The sequence below is a fragment of the Inhella proteolytica genome (genome assembly GCF_016093275.1).
GTDB classification, from domain to species: Bacteria; Pseudomonadota; Gammaproteobacteria; order Burkholderiales; family Burkholderiaceae_C; genus Inhella; species Inhella proteolytica.
The window spans coordinates 13,938-26,400 of sequence record NZ_JAEDAK010000023.1 but is presented as its reverse complement, the minus strand read 5'-3'; the positions used below and the strand labels follow the sequence as shown (position 1 = coordinate 26,400).

Here is a 12,463-nt window from a genome sequence, read left to right as displayed (position 1 = left end):
GTAGTCCCGCGTGGCCCCACCCGCGCTGCAACGGAAGCGGCGCGGCGCGTAAAACCCGAAGCTGAGCGTCCCCGTCATGGCCGTCCCCCGTCGGCCCTGAAAACCAGGAGACCCTCATGCAAGTTTTGGGACGCCACCTCGTGTGGCTCATCGTGGCCTTGCTCGGCGCCGGTGCGCTGGCGGCCGTGGCCCTGGGGCGCGGCGAGGCCGTCAGCGCGCTCTGGGTGGTGGTGGCCGCGGTCTGTGTGTACCTGATCGCCTACCGCTACTACAGCCTGTTCCTCGCCACCCGGGTCTTCGGGCTGGATGGCAAGCGCATGACGCCGGCCTGGCGCCACAACGACGGCCTGGACTACGTGCCCACGCACAAATACGTGCTCTACGGCCACCACTTCGCGGCCATTGCCGGTGCCGGCCCCCTGGTGGGCCCGGTGCTGGCGGCGCAGATGGGCTATCTGCCTGGCCTGTTGTGGATCCTGGCCGGCGTGGTGTTCGCTGGCGCGGTGCAGGACTTCATCGTCCTCTTCATCTCCACCCGCCGCGACGGCCGGTCGCTGGGCGACCTGATCAAGCAGGAGATGGGCACGGTGCCGGGCCTGATCGCGCTGTTCGGCGCCTTCATGATCATGATCATCATCCTGGCGGTGCTGTCCCTCATCGTCGTCAAGGCGCTGGCGCACTCGCCCTGGGGCACCTTCACGGTGGCGGCCACCATTCCGGTGGCGCTCTTCATGGGCGTCTACCTGCGCTATATCCGGCCGGGTCGCATCGGCGAGGTGTCGGTCATCGGCTTCGTGCTGCTGATGTTGTCCATCCTCGGCGGCCAATGGGTGCACGAAAACCCCACGCTGGCCCCGTTGTTCACCTTCGAGGGCAAGACTCTGGTGTGGATGCTGATCGGCTACGGTTTCATCGCCGCCTCCATCCCCGTGTGGCTGCTGCTGGCGCCGCGCGACTACCTGTCCACCTTCCTGAAGATCGGCACCATCGTCGCGCTGGCCATCGGCATCGTCATCGTGGCGCCGCCGTTGCAGATGCCGGCCTTCACGCAGTTCGCCGCCGGCAATGGGCCGGTGTGGTCGGGCGATCTCTTCCCCTTCCTCTTCATCACCATCGCCTGCGGCGCGGTCTCGGGCTTCCACGCGTTGATCGCTTCGGGCACCACGCCCAAGATGCTGGAGAACGAGACGCACGCCCGCTTCATCGGCTACGGCGGCATGCTGGCCGAGAGCTTCGTGGCGGTGATGGCGCTCGTCGCCGCCTCCTGCATCAACCCCGGCGTCTACTTCGCCATGAACAGCCCGGCGGCGTTGATCGGCAGCACGCCGGAGGCGGTGTCGGCCACGCTGTCCACCTGGGGTTTCGTGATCACGCCCGAGATGCTGGTGCAGACCGCGAAGGATGTGGGCGAGACCACCATCCTGAGCCGCACCGGCGGCGCGCCCACGCTGGCCGTGGGCATGGCGGAGATCCTGCAGCAGGTGGTGGGTGGCAAGGCCCTGATGGCCTTCTGGTACCACTTCGCCATCCTGTTCGAGGCCCTGTTCATCCTGACTGCGGTGGACGCCGGCACCCGCGCCGGCCGCTTCATGCTGCAGGATCTGCTGGGCAGCTTCGTGCCCGCGCTCAAGCGCACCGAATCGCTGCCGGCGAACCTGATTGCCACCGGACTCTGCGTGGCGGCTTGGGGCTACTTCCTGTACCAGGGCGTTGTGGATCCGCTCGGCGGCATCAACACCCTGTGGCCGCTGTTCGGCATCGCCAACCAGATGCTCGCCGCCGTGGCGCTGATGCTGGGCACCGTGGTGCTGTTCAAGATGAAGAAGGACCGCTATGCCTGGGTCACCCTGCTGCCGGCGCTCTGGCTGCTGGCCTGCACGCTCACCGCCGGCGGGCTGAAGCTCTTCTCGGCCGACCCCAAGGTCGGCTTCCTGGCCCACGCCGCGAAGTTCAGCGACGCCCTGGCGCAGGGCCAGCTGCTGGCGCCCGCCAAGAGCCTGGAGGCGATGGGGCGCATCGTCTTCAACGACCGCCTGGATGCCGCGCTGTGCGCACTCTTCATGGGGGTCGTCGTCAGCATCGCGGTGTACAGCGTCAAGGCGGTGCGGAAGGCGCGTGCCGAGCGGGCGCCGCACAGCCAGGAGCTGCCCTTCCAGGCACTGCCGGCCCAGGCCCATGCTTGAGCTGCGCGAGCTCGGTGAGCAGGCCGCGGGCTTCGGCCGCGGCCTGGCCCAGAGCCTGCGCCTGATGGTGGGCCTGCCCGACTACGGCGCCTATGTGGCGCACATGCAGGCCACCCACCCGGGGCAGGAGCCGATGAGCTACGAGGCCTTCTTCCGCGAGCGCCAGGAGGCGCGCTACGGCGCCCGCCTGGGGCGCTGCTGCTGAGCCTTGCCGCGGCGGCCGGGCCTGTCAAGATCAGGCCATGCGCCGCCGCCCCCTGCTCCTGCTGCCCCTCGGTGCCGCCCTGCCGGCCCGGGCGGCCCCGCGCGTGCCGCTGGCGGTGGGCGAGCATGGCGGCCACCGGCATTGGTTGCCGCTCTTTGCCCTGCTGGCGCAGGCCCTGGGCATCGAGTGGGACCTGCGCCCCATGCCCTGGCCACGCGCGCAGAGCTTCGCCGAGCAGGGCGGCGGCCTGATGTTCGGCCTGGCGCACACGCCCGCGCGTGCGCAGCGTTTCGTGTTCAGCCAGCCGGCGGCCTTGGTCCACACCTGGGCGCTGGTGCGCGCCGGCGAAGGGGCCGCCCTGGCCGCGCCGCAGAGCCTGCGGGAGCGCACCGTGTGCATGGCGCGTGCTTCGTCCTACCCCGACACCCTGCGGGCGCAGGGCATTGCCGTGGGGCAGTGGCTGGAGTCCGACCAGGGCGACCCGGGCGCCCTGCGCATGGTCAGGGCGCGGCGCTGCGACGCCGCGCTCGTCACCCTGCCGGGCCGCCAACCCGAGCGGGTGCGCCGCCTGCTGCTGGAGGTGGGCATGCCCATCGAGGGCCTGGAGCTGCTGCCGCGGCATCTGGGGGACACCGCCCTGCACTTCGTCACCGGGGTTGAGAGCCGCTGGCGCAGCTTGCTGGCGCAGCTGGATCAGGCGCTGACGCGCGAGCGTCGGCACATCGAGCAGCTCGGGCTGTAGCGCCGCGCCGGAATGGGCGGGGCTCTCTAGCCGCAGGACGGACCGGCCCGCGTTACGCTGGCCCCCATGACGCCCGCCCAACTCGCCCAAGAGCAGCTGATTGCCTACAACGAGCGCAATCTGGACCGCTTCCTCGCCTGCTACGCCGAGGACTTCGCGCTCTACCGCCCGCCTGCCGCCGAGCCCGTGCTGCGTGGCAAGGCCGCGCTGGCCGCGCACTACGCCAACAACCGCTTCAACCTGCCCGGCCTGCATGCCGAGCTGCTGGGCCGGCTGGTGGTGGGCAGCAAGGTGTTCGACCACGAGCGCGTTCACGGCGTGCGCCCCGAGCCCTTCGAGGTGGTGGCCAGCTACGAGGTGCGTGACGGCCTGATCGTGGCGGCCTATTTCTTCGACGCCTGAAGGAGACCCGCATGAGTTCCTTTGCCGGTACCCGTGCCGCCGATGAAGCCTGGCTGGATCTGTCCGCGCTCGAAGCCCTGCTGCGGCGGGAGCTGCCGGGCTTCGAAGGACCCTTGAGTGCCGAGCGCTTCAATGGCGGCCAGAGCAATCCGACCTTCAAGCTGCTGACCCCCGGCCGCGCCTATGTGATGCGCTGCAAGCCCGGCCCGGTGGCGCAGCTGCTGCCCTCGGCCCATGCCATCGAGCGCGAGGTGCGGGTGCAGAGCGCACTGGCCGGTACGGCGGTGCCGGTGCCGCGCATCCATCTGCTGCACGAAGACGAAGCCCTGCTGGGCCGTGCCTTCTACGTGATGGAGTGCCTGGACGGCGAGGTGCACTGGGACCCGCGCCTGAAGGACCACACGCCCGAGCAGCGCGCCGCGATCTTCGACGCCATGAACGCCACCATCGCCGCCATCCACAGCGTGGACCTGGACGCAGCGGGCTTGCGTGACTACGGCGCTCCCGGCAACTACTACGACCGCCAGCTCGGCCGCTGGACCAAGCAGTACCGCGCCTCCGAATTCAAGGAAGCGCCCTGCGAGGCCATGGAGCGCCTGATCGAGTGGCTGCCCGCCAACGCCCCCGCGCCCGAGACTGTGCAGACCCGCCTGGTGCACGGCGACTACCGGCTCGACAACCTGGTGTGGGAGCGCGGCAGCCCGCGCGTCATCGGCGTGCTGGACTGGGAGCTCTCCACCCTGGGCGACCCGCTGGCCGACTTCGCCTACCACGCCCTGGCCTGGGTGGCCCCACCGGGGCCGATGCGTGGCCTGGCCGGCGTGGACCTGGCCGCGGCCGGCATCCCCAGCCTGGCCGCCTACTGCGCGCGCTACGAGCAGCGCAGCGGACTGAAGGTGGACGGGCGCTGGAACTTCTACTTCGCCTACAACCTCTTCCGCCTGGCCGCCATCATGCAGGGCGTGGCGGCGCGCGCCCGCCAGGGCACGGCCAGCAGCGCCCAGGCCGTGGCCCAGGGCGCGCTGGCGCCGCAGGTGGCGGCACTGGGGTGGCAACTGGCTCAACAAGGAATTGCGATATGAACTTCGACACCACCCCGCGCGGCCGTGAACTCTGGGCTCGTGTGGACGCCTTCATGCGCGAGCGCATCGAGCCCCAGGAGCAGGCCGCACGCGAGGAACTGGCCGCCAACACTGCGGCCGGGCGCCGCTGGACGCCGCTGCAAACGATTCAGAACCTGAAGCAGCAGGCCAAGGCCGAGGGCCTGTGGAACCTCTTCCTGCCGGACAGCGACCAAGGCGCCGGCCTGACGAACTTCGAGTACGCCCCGCTGGCCGAACGCATGGGCCATGTGCTCTGGGCCTCCGAAGTCTTCAACTGCAGCGCCCCCGACACCGGCAACATGGAAGTGCTGGCCCGCTACGGCACGCCGGCCCAGCAGGAGCGCTGGCTCAAGCCGCTGCTGGCGGGCGAGATCCGCTCCGGCTTCGCGATGACCGAGCCCGAGGTGGCCAGCAGCGATGCCACCAACATCGCCACCCGCATCGAGCGCGACGGTGACGCCTACGTCATCAACGGTCGCAAGTGGTGGACCAGCGGCGCCGGCGACCCGCGCTGCGCCGTCTACATCGTCATGGGCCGCTCCAACCCCGAGGCCGGCAAGCACGAGCAGCAGTCCATGATCCTGGTGCCGGCCGATGCGCCGGGCGTGAAGGTCGTGCGCGCGCTGCCCGTGTTCGGCAACGACGACGCCCCGCACGGCCATTGCGAGATGCTGTTCGAGAACGTGCGCGTGCCGGTCGAGAACCTGCTGCTGGGCGAAGGCCGCGGCTTCGAGATCGCCCAGGGCCGCCTGGGCCCGGGCCGCATCCACCACTGCATGCGCCTGATCGGCATGAGCGAGCGCGCGCTGCGCCTGATGTGCGAGCGCCTCTCCAGCCGCGTCGCCTTCGGCAAGCCGCTGGCCACGCAGGGCGTGTGGCACGAGCGCATCGCGCAAAGCCGCATCCTGATCGACCAGGCGCGCCTGCTGACGCTGAACGCCGCCCACATGATGGACACCGTGGGCAACAAGGTCGCCAAGCAGGAGATCGCCATGATCAAGGTGGTGGCACCGAACGTCGCCACCCAGGTGATCGACTGGGCCATCCAGGCCTGGGGTGGGGCGGGTGTGAGCGACGTGACGCCGCTGGCCGAGCTCTACGGGGCGGCGCGCACCCTGCGGTTGGCCGATGGGCCGGATGAGGTGCATCGGGTGTCGATTGCGAAGCAGGAGTTGGGGCGGTACCGGGGCTGAGGGGGCGCGGGCGAGGTGGGTTTCACCCCGTTTGCACCGGCCGGGCGTAAAAGCCCTGCAACCGCCCTCCGGCGGACCTCACGGAGACCTTCCATGCAGCGATTCAATCCCTGGCGCCAGGCCCTGGGCCTGCTGACCGCCAGCCTGCTCTGGGCCTGCAGCGCCCCCGGCTCCCAGCCCGAAGGCCCCACCCCCTCGCCGCCGGTCCGCCAGGAAGCGGCGGCCCAGCCGGTGCTGGAGTCGGTGCCCATGGTCAGCGCGGCACCCGTGCCCGCCGCCCCCCCGCCGCGCGCCGACCTCGGCAAGTCCGCGCTGGCCGATGCCCCACGCGCCCAGGAGCTGCGGCCGGCGCCGCCTCCTGCCGCCCCGGCCAAGCTGATGGCCCAGGGCAGCCACGCGTTGATGGCCCCGCGCCCACCGATGCCGCCACCCCAGCCCGACACCGCCAAGTACACCGGCTTCCAGGACAACCCCTGGCAGCGCGTGGCCGAGCAGCCGGTTTCGACCTTCAGTGCCAGCGTGGACACGGGCTCCTACGCCAATGTGCGGCGCTTCCTGAACCGCGGCCAGCTGCCGCCGCGCGATGCGGTGCGGGTGGAAGAGCTGGTCAACTACTTCGGCTATGCCGACCCGCTGCCGGCAGCAGGTGATGCCCTGCCGCTGCGCGTGACCCTGCAGCAATCGCGCTCGCCCTGGCACCCGGAGCGCGGCCTGCTGCGCATCGGCATCCAGGGCCGCGACACCGCGCGCGCCACCTTGCCGCCGGCGAACCTGGTCTTCCTCGTCGATGTCTCGGGCTCGATGGGCCCGCCGGACCGCCTGCCGCTGGTGCGTTCCTCGCTGCAATTGCTGGCCCAGCAACTGCGGCCGCAGGACCGGGTCAGCCTGGTCAGCTATGCCAATGGCACCCAGGTGGTGCTGCCGGCCACGGCGGGGGATCGGCAAGAGGCCATCCGCGCCGCCATCCAGCAGCTGGCGGCGGGGGGCGGCACCTATGGCGAGGCCGGCATCCGCCTGGCCTATGCCCAGGCGTGCGCCGGCTTCATCAAGAACGGCATCAACCGCGTGCTGCTGGCCACCGATGGCGACCTGAACATCGGCGTCACCGACCCCAAGCAGCTGAAAGCCCTGGTGGAGGAACAGCGCCAGGCCGGCATCGGCCTGACCACCCTGGGCGTGGGCGACAGCAACTACAACGAAGCCCTGATGAAGCAGCTGGCCGACGCCGGCGATGGCAGCTACCACTACCTCGATTCGCTGCAGGAGGCGCACAAGGTGCTGGTGCAGCAGATGCGCTCCACGCTGGAGGTGATCGCCAAGGACCTGAAGCTGCAGATCGAGTTCAACCCCGCGGTGGCCGATGAGTACCGGTTGATCGGCTACGAGCTGCACCAGCTGCAGCGCGAGGACTTCAACAACGACCGCGTCGATGCCGGCGAGATCGGTGCCGGCCATCGCGTTACCGCGCTGTACGAATGGGTGCCCAAGGGCGGCGCGGGCACGGTGGACCCGCTGCGCTACCAAGGCGAGAAGAAGGCCGGCGGCCCGGCCAACGAACTGGCCTGGTTGAAGCTGCGCTTCAAGCACCCGGGCCAGAGCGAGAGCGTGCTGCACCAGCTGCCGGTACCTGTGCGGGCTCTGGTGCTGGCGCAGCAGGCCGATGCCGAACTGCGCTGGGCTGCGGCCGTGGCGGGCTGGGGCCAATGGCTGCGCGGCAGCACCCAGATCGGCGGTTTCGACGGCCAGCAGGCCCTGAGCCTGGCGCGCACGGCGGTGGGGGAGGACGCCTATGGCCACCGTGCCGAGGCGCTGCGCCTGATGACGCTGTCGACGGCCCTGAAAACCGGCGCCCCCAAGCCCTAGACTGCCCCCGCGTCGCCCGATGCGGCGTGGGAGAGTTGGTCAGGATGAATACCGCAACCCGCACGCTCGGCACCCTGGTGGTGCTGGGCGTTTTTGGCGCGGCGCTGTTCTGGGCGCTGCGCGATGGCAAGGTCGAAAAGCAGGCCGCGCAAGAGCAGGCCGAGATCGCCTCGGCCGAGCCGCTGAAGGGCCTGATCGCCGTCGACGCCGAGCCCTTCTTCAAGGACGAGCGCGTGCAGAAGGTGCTGGCCGCCCACAAGCTGCCGGTGCAGGTGGCGCGCGTGGGCAGCCGCGACATGGCGAGCAAGGTCACGGCCAGCGGCGGGCCGGACTTCTTCTTCTCCAGCGGCGTGGTGGCGGCCAACATGATCCTGGACGCGGCGCGCCGCACCAAGATCAATGCCACGCAGAGCTCACCCTTCCACACCCCGCTGGTGGTGGCGAGCTGGGAGCCGATCGCCAAGATCCTGGTGGCCAACCAGATGGCCAAGCCGAACGCGGCCGGCTACTACGAGCTGGACATGGCGGCGCTGACCAAGGCCATGCTGGCCAAGCAGCGCTGGAAGGACCTGAAGGCCAGCGCGGCCTATGACGTCTCGCGCAGCGTGCTGGTCTCGACCACCGACATCCGGCGTTCCAACTCGGCGGCGATGTACCTCGCGCTGACCTCCCAGGCCCTGAGCGGCGAGGTGGTGACCGACCGTGCTGCCGCCCAGCAGCAGGCCGCGCAACTGGCCGAGCTGTTCAAGCGCCAGGGCTACCAGGAGAACTACGTCAACGGCGCCTTCGACGACTACCTCTCCATCGGCATGGGCAAGACGCCGATGGCCTTCATCTACGAGAACCAGATGCTGGCGCACGCGCTGAAGAACGGCGTGCGCAAGGACATGGTGCTGCTGGTGCCCCAGCCCACCATCGTCAACAAGGTGGTGTGGGTGGCGATGAACGAGCGCGCCAAGCGCCTGGGCGAGCTGCTGGCCACGAACAAGGAGCTGCAGGCCGTGGCCTTGGAGCTGGGCTTCCGCACCGGTGATCCGGCGGCCTTTGCCGCCGCCGCCCAGCGCGCCGGGCTGGCGGTGGATCAGCAGCTGAACAACGTGGTGGACCCACCCAGCTTCGAGTTGATGTTCGAGATGATCGACGTGGTGAGCCGGGAGATGAACCAATGAAGCCGATGCGCCGCATCCTCTGTGTGATGGGTCTGGGACTGCTGCTGGCTGCCTGCAGCAAGGAAGAGACCGCCGCACCGGCCGCGCCGGCCGTGGTGGACACCACTCCGCCGCTGCAGATCCTGGCCACCAGCGATCTGAAGGACCTGGAGCCCCTGGTACCGCTGATTCGCGAAGCCACCGGCGTGAACGTCAAGTTCCGCTTCGGCGGCACGATGGAAAGCACGCAGGAGGTACTGAGCGGCGAGAGCAAGGCCGATGCCGCCTGGTTCGCCAACGCCAAGTACCTGCTCAGCGACCGCGTCGGCCAGTCACGCGTCAAGGTGCAGGAAAAGATCATGCTGTCGCCCATCGCCATCGGCGTGAGCGAGTCCGACGCCAAGAAGTACGGCTGGGTCGGCAAGCAGATGACCTGGGCCGACATCACCGCCGCGGCCAAGGCGGGGCAGCTGACGTATGCGCTTTCCAACCCCGCCACCAGCAACCAGGGCTTCATGGCCTTGCTGGGCGTGGTGGCAGCGGCCAGCGGCAGCCCCGAGGCGCTGACCGCCGCCGATGTGGACCGCGGCGCGATTGCCGACTTTCTGAAGGGCTACAAGCTGGTGGGTGACAACTCCACCTACCTGGCCGAGCAGTTCGCCAAGTACCAGGGCACGCGCGCCAACGCCTTCATCAACTACGAGAGTTGGCTGCTGACCCTGAACAACAGCGGCAAGCTGCGCGAGAAGCTGCACCTGATCTACCCGCACGAGGGTGTCAGCACGGCCGACTACCCGCTGATGCTGCTGAACGAGGCGCGCCGCACCGACTACGTCAAGGTGGTGGAGTACCTGAAGGGCGACAAGGCCCAGCTATGGCTGGCGCGCCAGACCCTGCGCCGCCCCATCAAGGCCGAGCTGGCCCAGCAGGTGGAAGACCTGCTGCCGGCGCGCGGCATGCAGGTGGAGCTGCCCTTCTCGCCCGAGCGCCAGCTGGCCGACGGCCTGATCGATGCCTACCTGAACGAGTTCCGCCGCCCGATCGCCAGCGCCTTCGTGCTGGACACCAGCGGCAGCATGCACAAGGAAGGCCGCCGCCAGCAGCTGATCGAGGCCATCCACTACCTGGCCGGGGCCGACAACAGCCTGACCGGGCGCGTGGCCAAGCTCACCAATCGCGAGCGGCTCTGGTTCGTGCCCTTCTCCGGCACCGTGGGCAAGCCCGAGCTGTTTGAGATCCCGGCCGGCTCGCCGATGAAGAAGGGGGTGGCCCTGCAGGCCGACACCGAGGCCAAGCTGGCCGAACTGCGGCGCGTGCGCGATGCGGCCGACGCCCTCCACATGGACGGTGGCACCGCGCTCTACGACGCCGTGTACGAGGCCCTCAAGCACCTGATGCAGGAGCGCAAGCGCAACCCCGAGTACCAGTACTCGGTGGTCGCCTTCACCGACGGCATGAACAACAACGGCCGCAACCTCGAGCGTTTCAAGCGCGACTACGAGGCCCTGCCCGAGGACGTCAAGGCCATCCCGGTCTTCATGGTGCTGTTCGGCGAGGCCGCCGAGGGCGAACTGAAGGCCGTGGTGGAGCTGACCGGCGGCAAGGTGTTCGATGCGCGCAAGACCCCGCTGTATGCCGTGTTCAAAGACATCCGCGCCTACCAGTGATGCAAGGTCTGTTTCGTTGGTTGAACGCCCCGGCCAACTGGCTGGGCTTTGGCACCGCCACCCTGGTGCTGGTGCTCAAGGCGCTCGGTTTCCTGGGTAGCCTGGGTATTGGCGTGGCGGCCATCGGTTATGCGGCTGGCTTGGTGGTTGGGGGGCTGTGGTGGGGTTGGCCCAGCATGCGAGAGGCCCCCTTCGAGGCCCTGGTCTTCAAGGACGAGGGCGATGCCCGCGAGGCCATGGGCCGTGCGCTGAGCGGCGTGCGCCGCCTGACCGAGCACAACCCCGGCCAGCGCATCCCGCCGCCGCTGCGCCAGCGCATCCTCTCGCTGTGCGAATCGCTCGAAGCCCTGCTGGATCAATGGGAGCGCAGCCGCGGCCAACTCTCGCTGCAGGAGACCTTCCATGCCCGCCACATCGCCATCAGCTACCTGCCCGAGGCCTTGAACACCTACCTGAGCATTCCGGCGCAGTTCGCCACCACCAAGCTGCTCGGCAATGGCAAGACCGCCCAGGCCACCTTCGAGGGGGTGTTGGGCGAGCTGGAGGCCAAGGTGGTGCAGCTTGGCGACGACCTGGCCGGGCAGGACGCCCAAGCCTTCCTGACGCACAGCGAATTCCTGAAGCAGAAGTTTGGTCAAACGACCGAACGCATCCAGTCCTGAACCCACCCCTGGGGAGCCCCATGAGCGAAACCAAAACTGCTGTCAAACCCGTCTTCACGCTGGAGCCGCCCGAGGTCATCACCCCGGTGCAGCCCGAGGCCGCCACTGAAGTCGTGCCCCTGAAGCCCGAGGTGGCCGACAAGGTGGACGAGCAGGTGCAGCGCTTCATCGAGGCGCTGGAGCAGGAAGACCTGCACAGCGAGCCCTTCAAGCAGCGCCTGGATTCCGCCTTCCAGCTCGGCCGCCAGGAGATCAGCGTGGCCGCCAGCCTGATGCAGAGCAGCCTGATGCAGCGCAACTTCGTTGGCGCCGAGGACACGCCGGCCTACAAGGCCATTTCGGCCATCCGTGCGCAGCTTGACGACCTCAATCCCGGCAAGGAGGGCGATCTGTTCCAGCCGCGCAAGCTGCTCGGCCTGATCCCCTTCGGCAACAAGCTCGAAGCCTATTTCCGCAAGTTCGAGAGCGCGGCCTCGCAGCTGCAGACCTCGATGACCCAGCTCTACGCGGCCAAGGACGGCATCCAGAAGGATGTCATCGACATCGAGGCCACGCGCGGCAAGCTGTGGGAGGCCATGCAGTCGCTCGCAGCGGCGGCCCGCTTTGCCAAGGTGCTGGACCAGCGCCTGGAAGAGCGCGTCAATGCCCTCAAGCCCACCGACCCCATGAAGGCCAAGGCGCTGGAGCAGGAAGTGCTGTTCTACGCACGCCAGAACCTCACCGACATCCAGACTCAGCAGGCCGTGTGCGTGAACGGCTACCTGGCGCTGGACGTGCTGAAGAAGACCGGGCGCGAAATGATGAATGGCTGCGACCGCGTGGCCACCACCGGCATGAGCGCCCTGGCCGTGGCCCAGACGGTGGCGCGCGCCACCGGCAACCAGATCCAGGTGATGCAGATGCTGCAGGGCGTCAACGCCACCATCGGCAACCTGATCCAGGAAACCGGCCGCCAGCTGAACCAGCATGTCGACCAGACGGCGGAGTTCGCCGCCAACCCCATGCTGGGCATCGAGCAGATCCAGTCGATGTTCGACCAGACCTTCCAGGCCATGGACGCGATGGACAACTTCCGCTCCAAGGCCATCGAAACCATGGGCCAGAACAACAAGCTGATCGCCGAACAGCTGCAGCGCTCCGAGGCCTACATCGACCGCGTGCGCCAGCAGCAGGCCAAGGACGCGGTGGCCGGCAGCGTCAGCGGTCCGGTCAAGCTCTGATTCCGCCAGGCCCCCGCCCCGTGTGGGGGCCGCACAGGCATGAAAAAAGCCACCCGAAGGTGGCTTTTTGCTTCA

General features: G+C 68.9%; 11 protein-coding genes. All 11 read left to right on the top strand.

What is annotated here, in order from left to right; translation table 11 throughout:
* The first annotated feature begins 116 nt into the window (after positions 1-116).
* Positions 117-2,183 (top strand): carbon starvation CstA family protein, encoded by a 2,067-nt coding sequence (locus I7X39_RS21465; RefSeq protein WP_198113425.1) that lies wholly within the window; start codon positions 117-119, stop codon positions 2,181-2,183.
* The gene (locus tag I7X39_RS21460) at positions 2,176-2,388 is read left to right on the top strand and encodes a YbdD/YjiX family protein (RefSeq protein ID WP_198113424.1); all 213 of its coding nucleotides are present in this window, start codon (positions 2,176-2,178) and stop codon (positions 2,386-2,388) included. The genes I7X39_RS21465 and I7X39_RS21460 overlap by 8 nt, the downstream gene beginning before the upstream one ends.
* Positions 2,389-2,425: 37 nt before the next feature.
* Positions 2,426-3,130, top strand: coding sequence for a substrate-binding periplasmic protein (locus tag I7X39_RS21455; RefSeq protein ID WP_198113423.1), 705 nt, complete (start codon positions 2,426-2,428; stop codon positions 3,128-3,130).
* A 66-nt stretch (positions 3,131-3,196) separates the two neighbouring features.
* On the top strand, positions 3,197-3,532 hold the full coding sequence (locus I7X39_RS21450; RefSeq protein ID WP_198113422.1) for a nuclear transport factor 2 family protein: 336 nt from the start codon (positions 3,197-3,199) through the stop codon (positions 3,530-3,532).
* An 11-nt stretch (positions 3,533-3,543) separates the two neighbouring features.
* Entirely contained in the window at positions 3,544-4,614 is a 1,071-nt protein-coding gene (locus I7X39_RS21445) for a phosphotransferase family protein (RefSeq protein ID WP_198113421.1), read from the top strand.
* Positions 4,611-5,828, top strand: a complete 1,218-nt coding sequence (locus tag I7X39_RS21440; protein ID WP_198113419.1) for an acyl-CoA dehydrogenase family protein — start codon at positions 4,611-4,613, stop codon at positions 5,826-5,828. The genes I7X39_RS21445 and I7X39_RS21440 overlap by 4 nt, the downstream gene beginning before the upstream one ends.
* 93 nt (positions 5,829-5,921) lie before the next feature.
* Positions 5,922-7,691, top strand: a complete 1,770-nt coding sequence (locus tag I7X39_RS21435) for a vWA domain-containing protein (RefSeq protein ID WP_198113417.1) — start codon at positions 5,922-5,924, stop codon at positions 7,689-7,691.
* Positions 7,692-7,735: 44 nt separating this feature from the next.
* Complete coding sequence (locus tag I7X39_RS21430) at positions 7,736-8,860, top strand: hypothetical protein (RefSeq protein ID WP_198113415.1); 1,125 nt, start codon at positions 7,736-7,738, stop codon at positions 8,858-8,860.
* A complete protein-coding gene (locus I7X39_RS21425) occupies positions 8,857-10,506 on the top strand; it encodes a vWA domain-containing protein (protein ID WP_198113413.1) in 1,650 nt (549 codons plus the stop codon). Before I7X39_RS21430 ends, I7X39_RS21425 begins: the two co-directional genes overlap by 4 nt.
* A complete protein-coding gene (locus I7X39_RS21420; RefSeq protein WP_198113411.1) occupies positions 10,506-11,168 on the top strand; it encodes a hypothetical protein in 663 nt (220 codons plus the stop codon). The genes I7X39_RS21425 and I7X39_RS21420 overlap by 1 nt, the downstream gene beginning before the upstream one ends.
* Positions 11,169-11,188: 20 nt before the next feature.
* A complete protein-coding gene (locus I7X39_RS21415; RefSeq protein WP_198113409.1) occupies positions 11,189-12,388 on the top strand; it encodes a toxic anion resistance protein in 1,200 nt (399 codons plus the stop codon).
* Positions 12,389-12,463: the final 75 nt, after the last annotated feature.